Here is a 22,248-nt window from a genome sequence, read left to right as displayed (position 1 = left end):
CTACTTCACCCCCAATGTTTTCAATGTATTTTGAAGCGGATCCCCTAGTATTTCTGGCATTACTCCAATTGCAATAATGCAGAAGATAAGTAGCAATATAGGGACATACTCCCATCCGTGTATATCAGCTTTCGCCTCCCACTCTTTCTTACCAAAAGTTACTTGAAGCGTTGCTCTTAATACGTATACAGCGGTTAAAATGATGCCGAGCACACCGACTGCAGCAATGACTGGCTCCCCTTGGAATAAACCGAGAAAGGCAAGAAACTCGCTAACAAATCCAGACATTCCTGGCAATCCAAGCGATGCCATTGCTCCTGCTAAGAAGAATCCGCTAAGTACCGGGACACTTTTTGCGAGTCCGCCAAGCGCTGTAATGTCCGACGTTCCAAAGCGCTGTTCTATAACGCCCAGTAAGAAAAAGAGTAAGGCTGCAATTAAACCGTGAGAGACAACTTGGAATAGTGCCCCTTGTATACCTGGTGCATTTAACGCCGCAAGGCCCATTAATACGATGCCCATATGCGAAATACTAGAGTAAGCAAGCACCTTTCGAAAATCCGTTTGAATGAGCGCTAAGAAGGCTCCGTACAATAAATTGATGACTCCTAAAATCGCAATAAGCGTTGCAAACTCGCGAAAGTATTCCGGGAATAGCCCCTTTCCGAAACGAATCATACCGTATGCCCCAATCTTCAGTAAAACGCCCGCGTGAAGCATAACTACAGCCGGATGCGCTTCAATATGCACATTGACCATCCAGCGATGTAACGGGAAAACGGGTAGTTTAATCGCAAAAGCAATCATTATGGCAAGAAACAATCCGAACTGTAAGCTACTTGAGACAGCCATTCCTCCCCCAGCACCTACGCTCGTTAATATTTCTTTAAGCTCTGTAATATTTGTTGTACCTGTTTTTGCAAATAAAACTGAGAAAACGATGAGTAAAATAGCGGAGCCAATACCGTTATATATTAAATAACTATAAGCAGCCTTTTCACTCGACAATTTCCCCCACTTTCCAATTAATAAAAACATTGGCGGCAACGTAATTTCAAAGAAGATAAAGAACAACATTAAATTTTGAGCAGCGAAGACGCCGAGCATCCCTATTTCTAACATGAGTAGCAGCATATAAAAGGCTTTCAAGTTTCTTTTAATCGTAAATGCCGCAATTGCTGCAAGCATCGCTAGAAGGGCTGTCAGCACCATCATAACGAGCGATAAACCATCAATGCCGAGCTCGTAATAAATGGAAAACCATCTTTTATCCACCGCTGCAAAATCCCCAAATTTAATCCATTTCACTTTTTCATCGAATAGCGACAAACTCTTTCCAGAAGCATATGTACAAGCGAGGACGATAGCGATTCCAAATGGAAGCGCCGTCCCAAATAAACCAAGCGCTCGCACAGTACGCGATTCTTTTTTTGGCGTTAATACAAGTAAGAGAATTCCTAAAAGCGGGGAAAAAATGAAGAACGTTAATAACAAATCATTCATCGTAAATCCCCTCCCGTATAGAGCAAAATAATGACGAGTACTGCAAGCGAAACAGCTGTTACAGTGCCGTACACTTGTACATTTCCGTTTTGAAGTCTAGAACCGAGTCCGCTTATCCCTTTAACTAGACTCCCTATTAAAACGGCAATTCCTTCGACTACATACACCTCAAATAAGCGAAGCACATGAGCGATTCCCTTCGTAATAGGGAGCACCGTCATATTGTATAGTTCATCCACATAATATTTTTCTTTCAAAAGGTTATAAAGAGGTGTTCCATCGCCCCCAGCCCAATCTCTAGAAATAGATTTCTTGCCATATATGAAATATGCAAGAGCAATCCCAGCCAAGGAAACGAGCGTCGCAACAATCATAATCCAAACTGGTCCGTGTGCCTCTCGCGCTTTAAATGCTACATCTTTCGTAAGCCAATCCCCGAGAAACGTCCCAAACCACGGTGTATTTATATAACCTGCCACTACTGCAAGGACCCCGAGAACGATCATCGGATACGTCATAATGCGGGGCGATTCATGCACATCTTCCTTTGTCTTTGCTTCCCCAGTAAAGACAAGGAAGTAGAGCCGGAACATGTAGAATGCTGTTAAAAATGCTGCAATTACTGCTAATATGAATAAAACGTAATTGCCATTCATCCAAGTCACCGCTAAAATTTCATCTTTACTAAAGAAACCAGAAAGGAGCGGAACCCCACTAATTGCAAGTGTACCGATTAAAAATAGTGCACCCGTTACTTTCATCTTCTTCTGTAAACCACCCATTTTATTAATGTCTTGCGTATGCACTGCATGAATGACACTTCCTGCCGCCAAAAATAGTAGCGCTTTAAAAAAGGCGTGTGTCGTTAAATGGAAAACACCAGCTACATAACCAGCAGATCCTAATGCGAGCATCATATAACCTAGCTGGCTAACCGTAGAATAAGCGAGCACTCTCTTTATGTCCGTTTGTACAAGACCGATAGAAGCCGCAAAGATCGCAGTGAAAGCTCCAACGATTGCCACCGTCTGCATCGCCACCGCACTTGCTGAAAATAGCGGAAACATCGTCGCCACTAAATATACGCCAGCTGCGACCATCGTCGCCGCATGAATAAGTGCCGAAACAGGCGTCGGCCCTTCCATCGCATCTGGTAACCACGTATGAAGCGGGAACTGACCTGACTTCCCCATCGCCCCGATAAAAATTAATATCGCTGTTATTGTAATCATGGTAGGGGTAAGATCACCCGTACGAATCGCCCTAAATATTGCGTCATATTCAAAACTACCCGCGTGCCAAAAAAGTAAGATCATCCCTATAAATAAACCGACATCTCCAATACGAGTCATAATAAAAGCCTTTTTCGCAGCAGCCTTCGCTTCTTCTTTAAAGAAATAAAAACCGATGAGTAAAAATGAACCAAGGCCGACTAACTCCCAAAATATATAAAGCTGTAATAAATTCGGTGATATAACGAGCCCGAGCATCGCAAATGTGAAGAGCCCTAAATAGGCATAAAAGGTTGGTAATCTTTCATCACCTTTCATATAACCTTTCGAATACACATGTACAAGTAAACTCACAAGTGTAACGATAAACAGCATTAAAGCCCCTAATGCAGTCACTTCAAAGCCAAATGATATATCAATATCTCCCGTTCTAAGCCATACCCACTTATGCTTCAATCCTACTTTCGAAAACCGTTCTATTAATACAAGTACCGCAAATATAAAGGAGAGAAAGACGAGGAAAACACTAAGTACACTGCTTCCTTCTCTAATTTTCTTCCCGAATATAAGTAATAAAAAAAACGAAACAAGCGGGAAAAGCGGTATGAGCCATGCATAATCGATCATTGTTTCCTTCCCCCTTTTCGGTCACAATGTTATCCTTTGAGCGTATCCATTTCATCTACATGAACCGTCGTACGATTACGATACAAAGCAATTAAAATGGCGAGTCCTACCGCCGCCTCCGCTGCTGCTACAGCCATCGTAAACAGAGAGAAAATTTGCCCTGTTAAATTTGGGAACAAACCTAATTTACTAAACGCGACTAAATTTAAATTGGCCGCGTTAAGCATTAATTCAATACAAACTAATACAATCACTGTATTTCGCTTCGTTAAAGCTCCAAACAAACCGATGCAAAACAAAATAATCGCAAGCGTTAAATATGCAGAAGCTGGAACGCTACTCATTGGAATCCTCCTCTTTCTCATCCTTCTTCGCAAGTATAATCGCGCCAACAAGTGCTACAAGTAAAATGACTGAGGTTAACTCAAATGGAATAATATATTTCGAATAGAGAAGTGTACCGATTTGAAGTGTGTTTTTTTCATGGAGAGGTAAACTTCCTCGTGTGCTTTCATTTGCAAAATCAATATTGTTAACAGCGAAATACATAACTGCCCCAAATGCTACAACCGCAAAGAAGATAATCCATTTTCGAAGAGTAAGACGCGATTCATTTTCTGCGTTATGTTGCGTTAACATAATGCCAAAAATCATAATAATTGTAATCGCACCGGAGTAAAGTAAAATTTGTGCAACTCCGATAAATTCGGCCGATAAAAGAAAGTACAAACCTGCGATACTAAGAAATGTCAGAACGAGAGCTAGCATCATATGCATGACTTTCGTTAAATTCAACATAAGAACACCGCCGATAATTGCAGACAAGGATAGTATAAAGAATGCTACAAACTCGCCATTCATGCTTTATTCTCCTTCCTGACGTTTTCGTCGTTTTCGTCAAGCCACTGCAAATTTTTAAATAAATCATCACGTGAATATTCCGCGAGCTCAAAGTTATTTGTCATAACAATCGCCTCTGTCGGACAAACTTCTGTACATAAATCACACAGAATACAAATTTCAAAATTAATATCGTACGTGTCGATAATTTTTCCTTTTTTCGTAGGGTCCGGATGTTTTTTTCCTGTTAACTGAATACAGTCTGTCGGACAAATGTTGGAGCATTGGTTACAAACAATACACTTTTCCGGATAAAACTTTTGAATACCTCGAAAGCGGTCTGGCAACGGCAACGGTTGATTCGGATAATCGTAAGTCACCTTCTTCTTACTCAAATTGCTTAATGTATATTTTAATCCTTTAAATAGTCCTTTCATCTCTTACTGGCACCCCCCTCATAGATTAGAAGAATAACTCCTTAATCAATGCCGTTAAGAAAATATTCGCAAGTGCAATTGGCAATAATACTTTCCAGCCAAACTCCATTAACTGGTCACCTCTTATACGCGGAAACGTAACGCGGAACCAAATTAGTAGAAAGACTACACTGCTAAATTTCAAAGCAAACCATACAGCTCCTGGGATAAATCCAAGGAACATAACTGGATTCCATCCGCCTAAAAAGAGCACTGTAATTAAAGATGACATTCCGAAGAAATATACGTACTCTGAAAGCATGAAAAACGCCCATCGAAACCCTGAGTATTCCGTATGATATCCAGAAACAAGTTCCGATTCTGCTTCTGGTAAATCAAACGGCGTCCTATTTAACTCTGCTACCGCCGCGATTAAGAAAACGACGAAACCGATTGGCTGCACGAAAATGTACCAAACATTCTCCTGTGCCGCTACAATTTCATTTAAATTCAGGCTACCAGCTAACAAAACGACGCCAATTACACTCATTACGAGCGGAATTTCATAAGAAATCATTTGCGCCGCCGCACGCATCCCTCCTAAAAGGGAATATTTATTATTTGATGCCCATCCTCCGGTTACGACACCAATCGTCGTAATGCCAGAAACAGCAATGTAATACAGTAAGCCTACGCCAATATCCGCGAACTGAAATTTATCAGTAAACGGGATGACTGCAAGCACCATAAATGCCGGTGCGAATGCAATGACAGGCGCTAATATAAACAACGGTTTATCTGCCGCTTTCGGAATACTATCTTCTTTCAATAATAGTTTTAAAACATCAGCTACCGTTTGCAGTAAACCGAACCGGCCCCCAACTTGGTTTGGTCCAATCCGCCCTTGCATAAAACCCATTACTTTCCGTTCTGCCAAAATACCATATGTAACGAAGCCAAGGACTGCAAATAATAGAAGCACCGCTAATCCGAAAAAAATGAAGAAATTCGTCCAGCTTGAAGGTGATTGTAAGAGCGTTTCAATCATTAGCCATCAACCTCCCCAAGTACAATATCAACTCCACCTAAAATCGTAATTAAATTGGCGATGTTTTCACCTTTCAATAACTTCGGTAAAATTTGCAAATTGTAAAAAGACGGCCTGCGAAACTTCAAGCGGTACGGCTCTTTCTTTCCATCACTAGCAATATAGCAACCAATCTCTCCTCGCGGCGATTCTATACGGACGAACGCTTCCCCTTTAGGCGCCTTAATGATTTTCGGCACTTTCGCTAGCACAGCTCCGTCTTTCGGGAACTGCTGGACAGCTTGCTCAACAATTTTTAATGACTCCTCAATCTCTTGCATGCGGCAAACGTAACGATCCCAAGCATCTCCCACACTCCCAACAGGAATATCGAAATCAAAACGATCATAAATGGAGTACGGTTCATCCTTGCGAAGATCCCAGTTTACTCCGGTACACCGCAAATTCGCTCCGCTTAAAGAATACGAAATCGCTTCTTCCGCGCTATATATACCAACGCCTTTTACACGATTTAAGAAAATCTCATTACCGCTAACGAGATCATGATAACCTGCCAATTGTTCTCGCATATACGGAACAAACTCTTCCACTTTTTCAATCCAACCGTCCGGCGCATCCCACTTTACACCCCCGACTCTCATATAGTTAAAAGTAAGACGGGCACCGCATAATTCGTTTAATAAATTTATAATCATCTCTCGTTCACGAAAAGCGTATAAAAACGGGCTGACCGCTCCTATATCAAGAAGATTTGTCCCCCACCAAACGAGGTGGCTCGCAATCCTTCCAAGCTCCATTGCAAGTACTCGTAAGTATTCGGCCCGCTCCGGGATTTCAAGCCCCATCATCGTCTCTACAGCATGGCAAATGACGTAATTATTCGTCATGGCCGATAAATAGTCCATTCGATCTGTATAAGGGATAATTTGCGTATACTGTAAGCTCTCGGCAATCTTTTCGGTCCCGCGATGCAAATATCCAATAACTGGTGTAGCTTCTTTAATAATTTCCCCGTCAATCTTAATAACAAGCCTGAACACACCATGCGTACTCGGATGCTGAGGCCCTACATTCAAAAGCATTTCTTCCGTACGGATCATAAGCTACACCTCCACATCATACGGTTCATAATCTTTCCGAAGCGGATACCCTATCCAATCATCTGGCATTAAAATACGTGATAAATTCGGATGTCCCTTAAATACAATGCCGAGCAAATCATACGCTTCTCGCTCTGGCCAGTCCGCTCCTTTCCAAAGCGCTGCAACCGACTCTACTTCTGGTGCTTCCCTATCCAACTTCACCTTCACCGCTACTGACTGTTTCTTTCCATATGAAAATAAATGAACATACACTTCCATATGTGTCACAAAATCCGTCGCATGTAGCTCTGACATATAATCAAAAGCAAGTCCCTCATGGAATCGCAGTAACTCCATTACTTCATAATATTTTGAGGGCTCCACCACAAGAGTTGGCACATCTTTTGAAAGTTTATTAATGTAGGAATCTACTAACGTATCCTCTCCAATTTTCCCCTTAATAACTTCAACATACTGATTTAAATACGGCTGATTCACGGATGGCTCTTCCTGCTTCGGCTCCTCTTCCGCTTTACCTTCAGCGCCCTTTGTCTTCGCCCTTGCTGCCGCAGCCGCTTTCGCCTTCGCTGCTGCAATTGCCTTCGCCTTTTCATCTCCCGATTTCCCATCACCTAGCGAGGCCTTCTGCTTTGCTAGAGCCGCTACCTTTGCCTTTGCTGCCGCTACTGCCTTCGCTTTCGCTTTGGCCTTCTCTTCTTCCGTTACTTCTTCTGTTCCTTCTCTTTTTTGCTTCGCTAACGCCGCCGCTTTTGCTTTTGCTGCCGCTGCTGCCTCCGCCTTTTCTTCTTCCGTTACCTCTTCTGTTCCTTCTCTTTTTTGCTTCGCTAACGCTGCCGCTTTTACTTTTGCTGCCGCTGCTGCCTTCGCTTTCGCTTTGGCCTTTTCTTCTTCCGTTACCTCTTCTGTTCCTTCTCTTTTTTGCTTTGCTAATGCTGCCGCTTTTGCTTTTGCGGCTGCTGCTGCCTTCGCCTTCGCTTTGGCCTTTTCTTCTTCCGTTACTTCTTCTATTCCTTCTCTTTTTTGCTTTACTAACGCTGCCGCTTTTGCTTTTGCTTTTGCTGCTGCCTTCGCCTTCGCTTTGGCCTTTTCTTCTTCCACAGTTATATCATCATTTTTTGGTAGCGCTTTCTCTTTTTCTCGATTTTCTTCCTCAAGTTTACTTATTTCCACATCATGTTTCGCAACGAGACGCTTTCTCGCCTCTTCTTTCGCATGCCTAGCCGCTTCTCTTTTCAAATCCTCTAGATCTTTATTTGGATCACTCATTTATTCGTCACCTGCTTTCCCGTCTTTGCCTCGTAACGAATTTTTTCTTTCAATTTATTAATTCCATAAATTAAAGCAGCAGGATTGGGTGGGCAACCAGGAATATACACATCAACTGGTACAATTTGATCCACACCTTTCACAACAGCGTACGAATTTACATATGGGCCACCTGCTGTCGCACAAGATCCCATTGCAATAACCCATTTTGGTTCGGGCATTTGATCATATAAACGCCGAACAATAGGTGCCATCTTCTTCGTTACTGTTCCCGACACAATCATAACGTCCGATTGCCTTGGCGATGTCCGAAAAAATGACCCAAATCGATCTAAATCGTAATGTGATGAACCTACTCCCATCATTTCAATTGCACAGCATGCCAGTCCGAATGTCATCGGCCATAAAGAATTGCTTCGTGCCCATCCTTTTAACTGCTCCAATGTAGAAAAAAAGATATTTCGTTCTAATTCCGCCCGCTCATTTGGATGTAATTCCTCAAAATTTATAACCATTGTAACACCTTCTTTTTCCAAGCATACGCTAATCCAACTAGCAACATTACAACAAAGATGAGCATTTCAATCAGTGCAAATAAACCGAGCTTGTCATATGCAACAGCCCATGGATATAAAAATAAAGTTTCTACATCAAAGATGACAAACAATAAAGCAAAAATATAATAACGAGCATGAAACCGAATATTTGCATCATGAAAAGGCTCAATCCCACTCTCATACGTCGTCGCTTTCGCTGCACTTGGTTTGTTTGGACGCAGCATCTTTCCTAATGTAAGAGCCACTACCGGCAGCAATATACCTAATAGCAAGAAAATCAAAACGATCATATAACTATTTTCATATACACTTGCCATTGTGAAACCCTCCCCCCTGAATTAAGAACAAGTTCACTTAGTAAACAATATGTCCTAGTTGCAGTAATTATTATTTTTAAATTTTTCTAAATAATGCAACTATTTTAATCATTATAGCAAACTTCAAATTCCTATGTCGATATATTGGGGACCGAAACGAGAATTATTAAAATCTATTTTTATAACTCGCTAAACCTGTGTAAAATAAGTATAGAAATTATATATATGTTTCAAGAAACAATAAAAAATAAAAAGAGGAATTTATATGTATATACCGTGGGTGAGATAAATGAAAAAACAAACACATGTAAGTATTCTTATAAGCATTATATTGTTATCTATAGCGATTCATTACGTGGCAATGCCTTTTCTATATGAATACTCATTTCCTTTTCAAATATTAATTGGAATGAGTACCTTATTCATTGATATTATCGCTTGTAGTTATATACTTTATTTTTCAAATAGGAAAGAAGGGTTACCTCGTTTATTTTGGACCGTTTTATCTGTTGGAACCCTCTCTTATTTCATTGGTGATATGGTCGTTGCCTATCAACGTTTAATTTTAAAGGACTACTATACATTCGTTGATCCGTCCGATTTTTTTTACTTACTTTTTTTAATTAGCTTTGCATTTGCCTTTCTATATGAAATCATCTATAACCGCGATTTATTAGAAAAGCTTTTTATGATATGTGATATTTGTATTATTGTTACAGCACAATTCACTTTAAGTTACTACTTACTTATTGAACGCACCATTCACGTTTCTTCAACATCCTATATCGACATATTTGTTCAACTTACCTATCCAATGGCCGATTTGCTCTTTCTTCTCATAGGAATCAATCTGTTATTCAAGCCATTATCCTTATTATCCAAAAAAGTTGGTGCGCTTCTTGGCAGTGCTTTAATTTTATATGCTACTACAGATGCGATTTATGCTTATATTAAATACTTCACACCCGAGTATTCTATGTTTACAGTTACTCCTCTCTATCAAGTAACTTTAGTACTAGTAGCAATCGCCTGTATTCTGCATACAAAAGAACCTGAAAGACAAGAGCAAGTACTATTAACACCTAAACTTGGGGAATCGATCAGATTGTCATTACCTTATATTTCTGTAGTAATGCTTATTGTTTTTATACTAGTTGAATATGTTTTTGCACCTATTGTAGTAATCGGGCTTATAATAACTTTCTCCTTCGTTCTCATACGCCATAGTTTAGTTCGAAAACAAAATAAAATATTATTACTAGCCCAAATGCAATTCAACTCGGAACTCGAAAAACAAATTGAACTACGTACAGAAGATTTAGTAGAACAAAAAAATGAACTATATCATAACCAACAGATGTTTAAATCTTTATATGAGCATCATCCAGATCCAATCTTCACCTTAGATTTGTACGGTAATTTTCTCAAAGTGAATAACGCTGGTACTACTTTGCTCGGTTATCAAACGAATGAATTATTAAATCAACCTTACTATTCACTTACGTATGAGGAAGATTTGGAAGAAATCATTAGTGCCTTTCATCGGGTAAAAAAGGGGAAATCTATTTCTTTAGAAGTACGGGCATATCATAAAAATAGGGATATTTACTACTTGCATGTTACAGCAGTTCCTATCTTTTTAAAGGATCATATTTCTGGTGTTTATTTAATGATTAAAGATATTACGGAAAGCAAACAACAACAAGAACAAATTAATTTTCTAGCATATCATGATACTTTAACAGAGCTTGCAAATCGCCGTGCATTTCATCAATATGTAGAACAAGCAATTGCTCGATCCGAAATATCAAAAAGGCCTTTTGCTGTTATGTTTCTCGACCTAGACCGCTTTAAGGTTATTAACGATACCCTCGGTCATAGGGTAGGAGACCTTCTATTAATTGCCGTAGCAAAAAGACTAGAAAGACTATCGACACCAAATATGAAGCTCGCCCGGCTAGCTGGGGATGAGTTCACAATCCTGATCGAAAATTATAAAAAAAGACCCGATGTAAAAAAAATGGCTGATACGATTGTAGCAGCCATGAACGAACCATTCGAAATTGAAAGTCAACATTTACAAATCTCACCGAGCATCGGGATTGCAATATATCCTGAAGCAGGTGAAGATCCATTGTCCATTTTACAGCATGCTGATATGGCCATGTACGAAGCAAAAAATAAAGGAAAAAATGGTAGCTCTCTGTACACGAAAGAATTGTATAAAAAAATGGAACGAAAAGCTCGAATTGAAAAAGATTTACCACTCGCTTTAGTAAACGAAGAGTTTTATCTCGTCTATCAACCACAAATTGATATTACGACGAAAAAGATTATTGGTGCTGAAGCATTAATACGCTGGAAACACCCACTCCTAGGTGACATTCCGCCATGTGAGTTCATTCCAATTGTAGAAGAGACGCCTCAAGTCGTTCCACTCGGTCATTGGGTATTAAAAGAATCTTGTCGCCAGTTAAAAATATGGCATACTTTCGGCTACACAGATTTAAAAATAAGTGTGAACTTATCTGCAAAAGAGTTCCAGCAAGATCATTTAATCGAGAACATTTCACAAATACTAACAGACATTAAAGTCGATCCAAAGCATGTAACACTTGAGCTAACAGAACGAATTGCAATGATCAACGAAAAAGAAACATTATCAAGACTAAAACAATTAAAGGAATATGGTATTCAAACGTCCATTGATGACTTCGGTACCGGCTATTCCTCTCTCGCTTATTTATCAATTTTCCCTATCGATACGTTAAAAGTACCGAGAGAATTTACACAACTAGCCGATCATCGGCCTGAGGAACGAGCCATTGTTTCCACTATCCTTTCCCTTGCAAATACTTTAAACCTCTCTGTCGTTGCTGAAGGAATTGAAACAGAAAAACAACTTAAGTTTCTACAAAAGAACAACTGTAAATATATGCAAGGTTACTATTTCAGTAAACCACTTACTAGTCATCAATTTATAAAATTTCTACAAAAAACACCCAGTATGAACCAATAGCTCATACTGGGTGTTTTTATAGTGTCGGAATTGTTTTCTCGTAATACTCCTCTGCAATTTCTTCATAAAAAGCTGCTGACGTCGTATAAAAATATGGAATTAGCCATAGGAATCCAATCCCGAGCGTAATACAACTTAATATAAACCAACCAATAAAGCTTAAACATAAAATGAAATACTCCATCTTATGTCCATTCATCATACGACGACTTTCTGTAATAGCTTGATTTATGGAATACTCAGGATGATCATTTATTATAAAGTACGTCATCGCATAAGAAAATGATTTAATAATGCCTGGAATAATAAATAGTAAAAACCATAAGAAAATATAAATGTTCACTACTATATATAATAAAAATGACTTTATAAACTTACTTCCTTCTGTAAACCATCTGAATATATGCCCAATACGTGCTTCCTTTTCACGAATGATATGTAGCGCTAAATGATAACCACCTAGCGTTAATGGACCTACCATCAATATTGTAATAACGTCTACTGAAAGTGAGTTATTTACTTCTTTCCAATCCCAAAATTGAAAGAAAATGAAATCAATACTAAAGCTAAAAGCTGAAATAAGAATCGAAATCAGTAATGTTGCCCCGACAGCTAATCCCCATTTCCCTTCTAATGAATCTAACGCTTCTCCTTTTAAATCACTAATCATATTGTTCCTCCTATACGTAATAACTCTATTAGTATAGCATGTTCCTACTACAATTCATCTTTTGAAAGATAGCGATAAAAATGCGCTGTCGTTGTACTCATATACGGACTAAGCCAAAGAAATCCTATTCCGAGTGTAAGAATCGCTAAAATACCCCATCCTATAAAACTAAGCCATAAAAGAAACAAATCTAACTTATGTCCCTTCATAAGATGTTTACTTTCTTTCATTGCTCGTGACACACTATACTCTGGATTTTCAATCATTACATAGTACGTCATCGCATAAGAAAAATACATCACAATCATAACAACGATTGAAATAGCTAATAGTACAAAGAAAGCGATAGTAAACGACGTATTTCCTTCTTCACCGAAAAATGCGAATAAGGCTACTAGCAACATTGGAATCCATGTACCTGTATATAACAAAATTGCAAGCATTGCCCACATCGTTTTCATCATTCTTTTAAAGCCACGAAATCCTTCGAATAAGTGATCTACTTTAGCACCTTCTCGTTTACTCATCTGTAAAAATACATTTGTATAACCGTATGATGTAATTCCATACGATGCGTTACTCAAAATTATTATGATGCAATAAAAAATACCAAATGTAATACCTGCTCCAATTGATATTGTTTCCTCTTCAAGTGAACCTGTTAAACCAGCAAATAGTAAAAATATAATAACTCCTGGAATTAAAAGTATAAGCATTGCAGCCATTGAAACAACATAACTTAAAATAAAATATAAAATCGTTGATCCAACACCTAGTCCCCATTTTCCCTTTAAAGAGTGCAACGCTTCTCGTTTCATTTCACCGATCATTTCTTCATCCCCTTTATAAATTGTTGTACATTCTCTACTTATACAAGCATCAATATAATTATACCATTTTTGTAAAATTATCCATGAACTACACAAAAAAATCCGTAAAGGCAAAGCCTTTACGGATTTTTTATTTCATATCAGAAACGTTTAAACGGTTCACAGCACGTTGTAATGCCATTTCTGCACGTTTAAAGTCAACATGTGCTTGTTTATCTTGCATACGTTGCTCAGCGCGACGCTTCGCTTCATTTGCACGATGGATATCGATATGGTTTGCTTCTTCAGCAGATGATGATAATACAGTTACTTTATCTGGACGAACTTCGATAAAGCCACCGCTTACTGCTACATAATCAGTGTGTCCACCATGTTTCAGACGAACTGCACTAATTTTTAACGGTGCAACAGTTGGAATGTGACCTGGTAAGATCCCCATTTCCCCACTCTCTGCTTTTACGCTTACCATTTCTACTTCTTTTTCGTAAACCGGTCCATCAGGAGTTACAATACTGACTGGAAATGTCTTCATACTTCGTCCCTCCTAAGGCCTTACGCCATCATTTTCTTCGCGTTTTCAATAACTTCTTCAATGCCACCAACTAAACGGAATGCATCTTCTGGAAGGTCATCATATTTTCCTTCTAGAATTTCTTTGAAACCACTAACTGTATTTTTTACAGGTACGTAAGAACCTTTTTGACCTGTAAACTGCTCAGCTACGTGGAAGTTTTGAGATAAGAAGAATTGAATTCGACGAGCACGATGTACAACTAACTTATCTTCTTCAGATAACTCATCCATACCTAAGATAGCGATGATATCTTGAAGCTCTTTGTAACGTTGTAAAGTTTGCTGTACTTGACGAGCCACTTCATAATGCTCTTCTCCTACGATTTCTGGCGAAAGTGCACGAGATGTAGATGCCAATGGATCTACGGCTGGGTAAATACCCATTTGTGTTAAACGACGCTCTAAGTTTGTTGTTGCATCTAAGTGAGCGAACGTTGTAGCTGGTGCTGGGTCAGTATAGTCATCGGCTGGTACATATACCGCTTGGATAGACGTGATAGACCCTTTATTTGTAGATGTAATACGCTCTTGTAATTGACCCATTTCTGTTGCAAGTGTTGGTTGGTAACCTACCGCAGATGGCATACGACCAAGAAGGGCAGATACTTCAGAACCTGCTTGCGTGAAACGGAAGATGTTATCGATGAACAATAGTACGTCTTGTCCTTGCTCATCACGGAAATGCTCAGCCATTGTTAAACCTGTTAATGCAACACGTTGACGTGCTCCAGGCGGCTCGTTCATTTGTCCGAATACCATCGCAGTTTTCTTAATTACGCCGGAATCGCTCATTTCGTGGTATAAATCGTTACCCTCACGAGTACGCTCACCTACACCAGCGAATACAGAGATACCACCGTGTTCTTGTGCGATGTTGTTAATTAATTCCTGAATTAATACAGTTTTACCTACACCGGCACCACCGAATAGACCGATCTTACCACCCTTAATGTAAGGAGCAAGTAAGTCTACTACTTTAATACCAGTTTCAAGAATTTCTACTTTAGTAGATAATTCTTCGAATGCAGGTGCTTGACGGTGAATTGGATCACGACGTACATCCGCAGGAACTTCACCATCTAAGTCAATTGCATCACCTAATACGTTAAATACGCGACCAAGTGTTACATCACCAACTGGTACAGAGATTGCTTTACCAGTATCTTCTACTTCTGTGCCACGAACAAGTCCATCTGTGGAAGACATTGCAACTGTACGAACTGTGTCATCACCTAAATGAAGTGCAACTTCAAATGTTAAGTTAATGTTTGTTCCGTTTTCGTTGCTTTGTTTTACCGTAAGGGCGTTGTAGATTTCTGGTAGCTTTCCGCCATCAAACTTAACGTCTACAACCGGACCCATGATTTGCGTAACGCGCCCTTTATTCATCGGGTTCCCTCCTAGCTTTCTTTTAATTAGCCAGCTTTCTAAGAGAAGTCGGCTTTTAATTTTTTATTAGTGTAGCTTTCGCAGTTCTCCTGAAAGAACCGCTTCCGCTTTTTAATACTATTCTAACGCTGCTGCTCCACCAACGATTTCCGTAATCTCTTGCGTAATCGCTGCTTGACGCGCACGGTTGAATGAAAGTGTAAGTGAATCGATAACTTCCATTGCGTTGTCTGTAGCACTCTTCATTGCTGTCATACGCGCTGCGTGTTCACTTGCTTTACCGTCTAGTAATGCACCGTACACTAAGCTTTCTGCGTATTGTGGCAATAATACTTTTAAAATTTCTTCTTCAGAAGGTTCGAATTCATAAGCTGTCGTCGGTTTGTCAGACGCCACATCAGTAAGCGGTAAAATTTTATTTTCCGTTACTTCTTGTGAAATTTTACTTACGTAATGGTTGTAGTAAATATATAGCTCATCATAAGCACCATCTGCGAACATCGCAATTGCTCGAGAAGCAAGGTCTTTAATATCAGTAAATGATGGGTGGTCAGATAATCCAACTACTTCATCAATGATGTTAAAGCCGCGACGTTTTAAATAATCACGTCCTAGTCGGCCAAGCACAATAATTGAATATTGGTTTGAATCCATATTATGACGTTCACGAATTACGTTACTTACTGTACGTAATACGTTACTGTTATAACCACCTGCTAGTCCGCGATCAGATGTAATAACGATGTATCCTGTACGCTTTACAGGGCGCGAATTTAGCATTGGGTGATTAATCCCTTTACTTCCTTGCGCAATGCTCGCTACTACTTCTTGAATCTTTTCCATATACGGAACGAAAGATTTAGCATTTTGCTCTGCACGGTTTAACTTAGATGCAGATACCATCTCCATCGCTTTCGTAATTTGACTCGTTTTCTTTGTCGAGTTAATCTTCGCTTTTATATCGCGTAAAGATGCCACAGGTTTTCACCACCTTTTTTCCGGAAGTTGGCACGATTAGTAAGAATTCTCTTCCTAATCTACGTTGCAAGACATTCTTGCTCATGATTGAAGGAAAAGAATAGGTGCACCTACTCTTTTCCTTTACATAACCGTCAGCAATCTCAAATCTTGAGATGCCTTTTATATATATTATCTAGCTCCAGCGGCTTGAAGGCTCGGTGGCTTCACTTCTTCCTACGAGGCAAAGACCGCCTCTTCGTCAGAAGCTCCATCCCCCTCACATTCAGAACGAGCCGCTTACGCTTTTATTATTCAGAAGCTACGAATACTTTTTTAAATCCATTAATAGCTGCTGCGAATTTGTCGTCATCCGCAAGTTTCTTAGTTGTGCGGATTTCTTCTAATAAGTCAGTCGCATTAGAATCTAACCAAGCATGGAATTCTTCTTCGAAACGAGTGATATCTACTACTGGGATATCATCTAGGAATCCACGTGTTAAAGCGTAAAGAATGATAACTTGTTTCTCTACACGTAATGGTTTGTGTAATCCTTGTTTTAATACCTCAACAGTACGAGCACCACGGTTTAGTTTCGCTTGAGTTGCTTTATCAAGGTCAGAACCGAACTGAGCGAACGCTTCTAACTCACGGTAAGATGCAAGGTCAAGACGAAGTGTACCTGATACTTTACTCATTGCTTTAATCTGAGCAGATCCACCTACACGAGATACAGAAGTACCCGCATCGATCGCTGGACGTACGCCAGAGAAGAATAGGTCAGATTGTAAGAAGATCTGTCCATCCGTAATAGAAATTACGTTTGTTGGGATGTAAGCTGATACGTCCCCTGCTTGTGTTTCGATGAAAGGTAGTGCAGTTAAAGAACCGCCGCCTCTTGCATCACTTAATTTTGCTGCACGCTCTAATAAGCGAGAATGTAAGTAGAACACATCCCCTGGATATGCTTCACGACCTGGAGGACGACGTAATAGTAATGAAAGCTCACGGTAAGCCGCTGCTTGTTTTGATAAGTCATCATATACTACCAATACGTGTTTACCATTGTACATGAACTCTTCACCCATTGTTACACCAGCATAAGCAGCTAAGTATAATAATGGAGCTGGTTGAGAAGCTGATGCAGTTACAACGATTGTGTAATCTAATGCACCGTGCTTACGTAGTGTTTCTACTACGTTACGTACAGTTGATTCTTTTTGTCCGATAGCTACATAGATACAAATCATATCTTCATCTTTTTGGTTAATGATTGTATCAAGTGCAACTGCTGTTTTACCTGTTTGACGGTCACCAATGATTAACTCACGTTGACCACGGCCAATTGGTACAAGAGCATCGATCGCTTTAATACCTGTTTGAAGTGGCTCATGAACAGATTTACGATCCATTACACCTGGTGCTGGACTTTCGATTGGACGAGTGTTTGTTGTATTGATTGGGCCTAAACCATCAACTGGTTGACCTAATGGGTTTACAACACGACCGATTAGTTCTTTTCCTACTGGTACTTGCATGATGCGACCAGTACGACGAACTTCGTCACCTTCACGAATTTCTGTGTAAGGTCCTAAAATAATGATACCTACGTTGTTTTCCTCTAAGTTTTGTGCTAGTCCCATAACGCCGTTAGAGAACTCTACAAGTTCACCAGCCATAACGTTATCAAGACCATGAGCACGCGCAATACCGTCACCAACTTGGATAACTGTACCAACATCACTAACTTCGATTTCAGACTGATAGTTCTCGATTTGTTGCTTTATCAGTGCGCTAATTTCTTCAGCTCTGATGCTCATGTGCTTCACCCCTATCTATTCTTCATTAATTCACGCTGAATACGTGCTAATTTTCCTTGTAAGCTTCCGTCGTAAATGCGATTTCCAATACGTACTTTAATGCCGCCTAGTAAATCTTCATCTACAACATTTTTTACGCGAATTGCATCTTTTCCCGTTCTCTTTGCAAATGCTTCTGCAATGTTAAGCTTCTCTTCTTCCGATAGAAGACGAGTAGAATATACAGTTGCGTCGGCTACGTTACGTTCTTCATTAGCAAGAACAACATATTCATCTGCAATTTCAGGTAAGATATCAATGCGTTTGTTATCAATTAAAATATATAACGTATTTAAAATAGATTCAGAAACAGATCCGAATACGTTCGTAAGAAACGTTTTCTTCTGCTCTTTTGAAATGTTCGGTTGCGTTAAAAAGCTATGTAGTTCTCCGTTCTTTACATAAACGTTTTGTACAAGGCGTAATTCCTCTTCAAACATTTCTAATACGTGTTTTTCTTTTGCAATTTTAAAAAGAGCGACAGCATAACGTTTTGCTACAATCCCATTGCTCATCGCGCTTCTCCTACTTCTTTAATATAATCGCGAATTAACTTAACTTGATCTTCTTCTTTTAACTCTTTTTCAATTACTTTAGAAGCAATTTGAACAGATAAAGAAGCGACTTGTTCTTGTAAAGCAGCAATCGCTTGCTCTTTTTCGCGTTGAATTTCTTGTACAGCAGATGCTTTAATTGATTCTGCTTCTTCTTTCGCAGCAGCAACAATAACATCTTTTTGATCTACAGCTTGTTTTTTCGCTCTTTCGATTAACTCTTGTGCTTCAACACGCGATTGTTTTAACATTTCACGTTGTTCTTCTACTAATTTCTTCGCTTCAGCATTACTTCTTTCTGCAGCGTCGATTTCATTAGTAACATGCTCTTCACGTTCTTTCATAATTCCCATTAAAGGACCCCACGCGAATTTGCGTAGCATTACTAATAGAAGTAAGAAAATGAACAATGTATAAGCAATCGTTCCAAATGGAATGGAAGCCCCTAATAATAAAGTTGGCACAAGGATTCACTCCCTTCAAAATATCTAAATTGATCATATGAAAAAAAAAGACATACGTTTCGTTCATAAAGCAATGGCGAAGAAAGTTCGGAAAAACACTCTTCGCCATCTATGTAAGGGGAGTCTCCCTTATTTGTTCATTACGATGAATGCAATAACTACACCGATGATTGGAAGTGCCTCAACTAAAGCAACCCCGATGAACATAATTGTTTGAAGCGCGCCTTTTAATTCTGGTTGACGAGCAACACCTTCGATTGTACGTGATACGATAAGACCGTTACCAATACCTGCACCTAATGCTGATAAACCAATTGCAATTGCAGCTGCGATTACACCTAAACTCATTTAATTTGTCCTCCTTTGTATTATAAAAAAATAAATTTTTTCTTACTTAAATTATATTAATGGTCATGGCTTACTTTATGAGCCATATAAACCATCGTTAACATAACGAAAATAAATGACTGGATTGATCCAACGAATACACTGAATCCCATCCATGCTAACATTGGTACAAGCGCACCTAATGCTCCAAGGAATGATGCCCCGCCTAACTTAGCAAGTAATCCTAATAAGATCTCACCTGCATAAATGTTACCGAATAAACGAAGACCTAACGTTAATGTGTTAGCAAACTCCTCAATAACCTTTAATGGGAATAAGAATTTCATAGGTTGGAAATAACCTTTTACGTATTCTTTCGTACCCTTCATCTTAATTCCATAATAATGGGTGAGGGTAACTACCATCACGGCTAATGTTAATGCAACTGCTGGATCAGACGTTGGTGATCTCCACCATGCAATATGTTCGCCAGCCTCAACTGTTGAATACATGAATGGTAAACCAAGGAAGTTCGATACGATGATAAACATGATAAGCGTAACGCCAAGCGTTAAGAAACGTCCACCTGTTTTCCAATCCATCGTACTATTGATAATCCCTTTCACGAAGTCAAACACCCATTCCATGAAGTTTTGCATCCCGGTTGGGCGAAGGGCTAAACTGCGAGTTCCGATAACAGCGATTAAGAAAACAATAACTGCTGCTACAGTAACCATCATAACTGATGACAAATCGAACGTTAAACCTAGAAATTCAACTAATTTACCGTGTTCCACTAGTAATTCACCTCTCTTCCCTGCTCTTATACTCTAAATAAAGAAAATCTATGATCATGACAAGGTATCCTGTCAGCAATCCTACACCTAGGCCCCACATCGCAATTAACTCTTGATATTTGGCTGCAAATAAAATTAATAACCCAATCGTGGCGAATCTCGAATATGTACTTACCGCTGTCGCCTTAAACTTCACGTTTTCTCCATTTGTTACGCGATCCAACAGCTTGTCTGTTCTACGTGCAATGATGCGCAAACTAAGAAAACTGAAAATCGTTCCGATAATCAGCCCAAGAAATACATCCTTGTAAGAGGTGAATCCCCATCCTAGCACTAGAAGCGCAAGCAAGTAGTACATATATTTCTTTTGTCTTTGGACAAGTCCATGTACGTCTATCATCATTGCTCTCCCGAATAGTAATGTCGAATGAGTCGAATCATTGCGTATATCCCTGTTCCTAATCCGAGTAATAACCCTATAATAAGAAACAACGGAAACGTTCCAACCTTACTATCAATCCACTGCCCACCAAAGATTCCAATAAGAATAGAACCGACTAACTGAGCAAGAATACCTGACATTAAAGCATAAGCTTTTATATGGCTGCGATCGTTTTTTTGCAAGGATTCATCCCTCCAATATGTAACCCTCATTCACGATGTGTTAATAATAACTCATTTTTCTGCATAAATCCTATACAAAATAAAAAGTTTACATTTTCGTCACGGAATAGATGTATTTTTGTCACTGAAAGCCCTACCATCTATCCCCGTTGTTAGCATACAATAGGGTATTAACAGTGTCAACGAGAAATCGTAAAAAATCAAAAAATTTGAGTATTAGTCATTTCCTCCCAAAAATGAAAACGTTCCCCTTCTAAATACTGGTTATGGATATGCAATTTCTAGCAGTTTTCTCATTATAATAGAAGGAAATGTTCACAAGTTTGTCACTATTATATTTTTACGATATAACGCTTTCCTTCCATAATATAGTGCTCTTTAGACGTAAGACTTCTATATTATATGTGGTGTGTATTCAACTTATGTTGTATATACTATGTATATTTATCCCCCCTCCCCTACTTACTCGGAACAAAAAAACGAGAGGGGAATCCCTCTCGTCAGTTGTCTTACTTCGTTCCGAATAAACGGTCACCAGCATCACCAAGACCTGGTACTACATATCCGTGGTCATTTAATTTCTCATCTAATGCTGCTACATAAATATCAACATCAGGATGTTCTTCTTGTACTACTTTTACTCCTTCTGGAGCTGCAACGATACACATTAATTTAATTTGTTTTGCACCGCGCTTTTTCAGAGAGTTAATTGCTTCAGCTGCAGAACCACCTGTTGCTAGCATCGGATCTAGTACGATAAAGTCACGTTCTTCTACATCCGTTGGAAGTTTCACATAGTATTCTACCGGTTGTAACGTTTTAGGGTCACGGTATAAACCAACGTGTCCTACTTTTGCTGCTGGAATTAATTTCAGAATTCCATCAACCATTCCTAAACCTGCACGTAAAATCGGAATTAAACCAAGCTTTTTACCAGCGATCACTTTTGTTGTCGCTTTGCTTACAGGTGTTTCAATTTCAATGTCTTTAAGTGGAAGATCGCGAGTAATTTCGAAAGCCATTAAACTTGCTACTTCGTCCACTAATTCACGAAAATCTTTCGTACCTGTATTCTTATCGCGAATATATGTAATCTTATGTTGAATTAACGGGTGATCAAATACATACAGTTTTCCCATGTGAATCTCTCCTTTAGATGATATTCATGCGTTTGCACGCTTTTTTACACTATTTACGATTGTAAAGAAAACGCTACTAATATTCAAGGGCAAATTTGGCAAAATCATGATTTTACGATGAATCTATCTAGTATCTT

25 protein-coding genes are annotated in these 22,248 nt (G+C 39.2%); 1 reads left to right on the top strand and 24 read right to left on the bottom strand.

Annotation, left to right across the window (positions count from 1 at the left end):
• The 10 genes from ACUN0F_RS06480 to nuoA are packed head-to-tail and all read right to left on the bottom strand — an operon-like array spanning position 1 to position 8,909.
• Positions 1 to 1,503, bottom strand: coding sequence for an NADH-quinone oxidoreductase subunit M (locus ACUN0F_RS06480; RefSeq protein WP_264461375.1), 1,503 nt, complete (start codon positions 1,501 to 1,503; stop codon positions 1 to 3).
• Positions 1,500 to 3,362, bottom strand: a complete 1,863-nt coding sequence (gene nuoL, locus ACUN0F_RS06475) for an NADH-quinone oxidoreductase subunit L (protein ID WP_445539260.1) — start codon at positions 3,360 to 3,362, stop codon at positions 1,500 to 1,502. The genes ACUN0F_RS06480 and nuoL overlap by 4 nt, the downstream gene beginning before the upstream one ends.
• Before the next feature lie 29 nt (positions 3,363 to 3,391).
• The gene (nuoK, locus tag ACUN0F_RS06470) at positions 3,392 to 3,706 is read right to left on the bottom strand and encodes an NADH-quinone oxidoreductase subunit NuoK (RefSeq protein ID WP_000100078.1); all 315 of its coding nucleotides are present in this window, start codon (positions 3,704 to 3,706) and stop codon (positions 3,392 to 3,394) included.
• Entirely contained in the window at positions 3,699 to 4,223 is a 525-nt protein-coding gene (locus ACUN0F_RS06465) for an NADH-quinone oxidoreductase subunit J (RefSeq protein WP_445539259.1), read from the bottom strand. The genes nuoK and ACUN0F_RS06465 overlap by 8 nt, the downstream gene beginning before the upstream one ends.
• Positions 4,220 to 4,639 (bottom strand): NADH-quinone oxidoreductase subunit NuoI, encoded by a 420-nt coding sequence (gene nuoI, locus ACUN0F_RS06460; protein ID WP_000677191.1) that lies wholly within the window; start codon positions 4,637 to 4,639, stop codon positions 4,220 to 4,222. The genes ACUN0F_RS06465 and nuoI overlap by 4 nt, the downstream gene beginning before the upstream one ends.
• 25 nt (positions 4,640 to 4,664) lie before the next feature.
• Positions 4,665 to 5,666, bottom strand: coding sequence for an NADH-quinone oxidoreductase subunit NuoH (nuoH, locus tag ACUN0F_RS06455; RefSeq protein WP_000573438.1), 1,002 nt, complete (start codon positions 5,664 to 5,666; stop codon positions 4,665 to 4,667).
• Complete coding sequence (nuoD, locus tag ACUN0F_RS06450) at positions 5,666 to 6,766, bottom strand: NADH-quinone oxidoreductase subunit NuoD (protein WP_000621434.1); 1,101 nt, start codon at positions 6,764 to 6,766, stop codon at positions 5,666 to 5,668. The genes nuoH and nuoD overlap by 1 nt, the downstream gene beginning before the upstream one ends.
• A gap of 3 nt (positions 6,767 to 6,769) precedes the next feature.
• Entirely contained in the window at positions 6,770 to 8,035 is a 1,266-nt protein-coding gene (locus tag ACUN0F_RS06445) for an NADH-quinone oxidoreductase subunit C (protein WP_445539258.1), read from the bottom strand.
• Positions 8,032 to 8,550, bottom strand: a complete 519-nt coding sequence (gene nuoB / locus ACUN0F_RS06440; protein WP_000236331.1) for an NADH-quinone oxidoreductase subunit NuoB — start codon at positions 8,548 to 8,550, stop codon at positions 8,032 to 8,034. The genes ACUN0F_RS06445 and nuoB overlap by 4 nt, the downstream gene beginning before the upstream one ends.
• Positions 8,541 to 8,909, bottom strand: coding sequence for an NADH-quinone oxidoreductase subunit NuoA (gene nuoA / locus ACUN0F_RS06435; RefSeq protein WP_000179270.1), 369 nt, complete (start codon positions 8,907 to 8,909; stop codon positions 8,541 to 8,543). Before nuoA ends, nuoB begins: the two co-directional genes overlap by 10 nt.
• A 289-nt stretch (positions 8,910 to 9,198) precedes the next feature.
• On the opposite strand from nuoA, the gene ACUN0F_RS06430 reads away from it, so the two are divergent.
• Positions 9,199 to 11,928 (top strand): putative bifunctional diguanylate cyclase/phosphodiesterase, encoded by a 2,730-nt coding sequence (locus ACUN0F_RS06430; RefSeq protein WP_445539257.1) that lies wholly within the window; start codon positions 9,199 to 9,201, stop codon positions 11,926 to 11,928.
• Between the two features lie 16 nt (positions 11,929 to 11,944).
• Here the strand turns inward: ACUN0F_RS06430 and ACUN0F_RS06425 are convergent, their stop codons facing one another.
• The 14 genes from ACUN0F_RS06425 to upp all read right to left on the bottom strand — a co-directional run bounded on the left by ACUN0F_RS06425 (position 11,945) and on the right by upp (position 22,111).
• Positions 11,945 to 12,598, bottom strand: a complete 654-nt coding sequence (locus tag ACUN0F_RS06425; RefSeq protein WP_000622448.1) for a DUF975 family protein — start codon at positions 12,596 to 12,598, stop codon at positions 11,945 to 11,947.
• A gap of 47 nt (positions 12,599 to 12,645) precedes the next feature.
• On the bottom strand, positions 12,646 to 13,428 hold the full coding sequence (locus ACUN0F_RS06420; protein ID WP_046955511.1) for a DUF975 family protein: 783 nt from the start codon (positions 13,426 to 13,428) through the stop codon (positions 12,646 to 12,648).
• 130 nt (positions 13,429 to 13,558) lie between these two features.
• Positions 13,559 to 13,960 (bottom strand): F0F1 ATP synthase subunit epsilon, encoded by a 402-nt coding sequence (gene atpC / locus ACUN0F_RS06415; RefSeq protein WP_060487972.1) that lies wholly within the window; start codon positions 13,958 to 13,960, stop codon positions 13,559 to 13,561.
• 20 nt (positions 13,961 to 13,980) lie between these two features.
• Positions 13,981 to 15,390, bottom strand: a complete 1,410-nt coding sequence (atpD, locus tag ACUN0F_RS06410; RefSeq protein WP_001032598.1) for a F0F1 ATP synthase subunit beta — start codon at positions 15,388 to 15,390, stop codon at positions 13,981 to 13,983.
• A 117-nt stretch (positions 15,391 to 15,507) separates the two neighbouring features.
• A complete protein-coding gene (atpG, locus tag ACUN0F_RS06405; RefSeq protein ID WP_000157699.1) occupies positions 15,508 to 16,368 on the bottom strand; it encodes a F0F1 ATP synthase subunit gamma in 861 nt (286 codons plus the stop codon).
• A gap of 290 nt (positions 16,369 to 16,658) precedes the next feature.
• Entirely contained in the window at positions 16,659 to 18,167 is a 1,509-nt protein-coding gene (gene atpA, locus ACUN0F_RS06400) for a F0F1 ATP synthase subunit alpha (RefSeq protein WP_000027511.1), read from the bottom strand.
• 11 nt (positions 18,168 to 18,178) lie between these two features.
• On the bottom strand, positions 18,179 to 18,721 hold the full coding sequence (gene atpH, locus ACUN0F_RS06395) for a F0F1 ATP synthase subunit delta (protein ID WP_000064688.1): 543 nt from the start codon (positions 18,719 to 18,721) through the stop codon (positions 18,179 to 18,181).
• Positions 18,718 to 19,224, bottom strand: coding sequence for a F0F1 ATP synthase subunit B (atpF, locus tag ACUN0F_RS06390; RefSeq protein ID WP_001142625.1), 507 nt, complete (start codon positions 19,222 to 19,224; stop codon positions 18,718 to 18,720). Before atpF ends, atpH begins: the two co-directional genes overlap by 4 nt.
• A gap of 129 nt (positions 19,225 to 19,353) precedes the next feature.
• Entirely contained in the window at positions 19,354 to 19,572 is a 219-nt protein-coding gene (atpE, locus tag ACUN0F_RS06385) for a F0F1 ATP synthase subunit C (RefSeq protein WP_000052064.1), read from the bottom strand.
• Positions 19,573 to 19,628: 56 nt separating this feature from the next.
• On the bottom strand, positions 19,629 to 20,348 hold the full coding sequence (atpB, locus tag ACUN0F_RS06380; protein ID WP_000399874.1) for a F0F1 ATP synthase subunit A: 720 nt from the start codon (positions 20,346 to 20,348) through the stop codon (positions 19,629 to 19,631).
• 7 nt (positions 20,349 to 20,355) lie between these two features.
• A complete protein-coding gene (locus ACUN0F_RS06375) occupies positions 20,356 to 20,748 on the bottom strand; it encodes an ATP synthase subunit I (RefSeq protein ID WP_000567600.1) in 393 nt (130 codons plus the stop codon).
• Complete coding sequence (locus ACUN0F_RS06370) at positions 20,748 to 20,972, bottom strand: AtpZ/AtpI family protein (protein ID WP_001171220.1); 225 nt, start codon at positions 20,970 to 20,972, stop codon at positions 20,748 to 20,750. Before ACUN0F_RS06370 ends, ACUN0F_RS06375 begins: the two co-directional genes overlap by 1 nt.
• 26 nt (positions 20,973 to 20,998) lie before the next feature.
• Complete coding sequence (locus ACUN0F_RS06365; protein WP_000232961.1) at positions 20,999 to 21,112, bottom strand: DUF4024 domain-containing protein; 114 nt, start codon at positions 21,110 to 21,112, stop codon at positions 20,999 to 21,001.
• Between the two features lie 369 nt (positions 21,113 to 21,481).
• Positions 21,482 to 22,111, bottom strand: a complete 630-nt coding sequence (gene upp / locus ACUN0F_RS06360) for a uracil phosphoribosyltransferase (RefSeq protein ID WP_000517539.1) — start codon at positions 22,109 to 22,111, stop codon at positions 21,482 to 21,484.
• Between the last annotated feature and the right edge of the window lie 137 nt (positions 22,112 to 22,248).

It is taken from the genome of Bacillus sp. 1A (assembly GCF_052682215.1).
The sequence above is the reverse complement of the archived record's forward strand: the minus strand, read 5'-3'. Positions and strand labels throughout refer to the sequence as shown.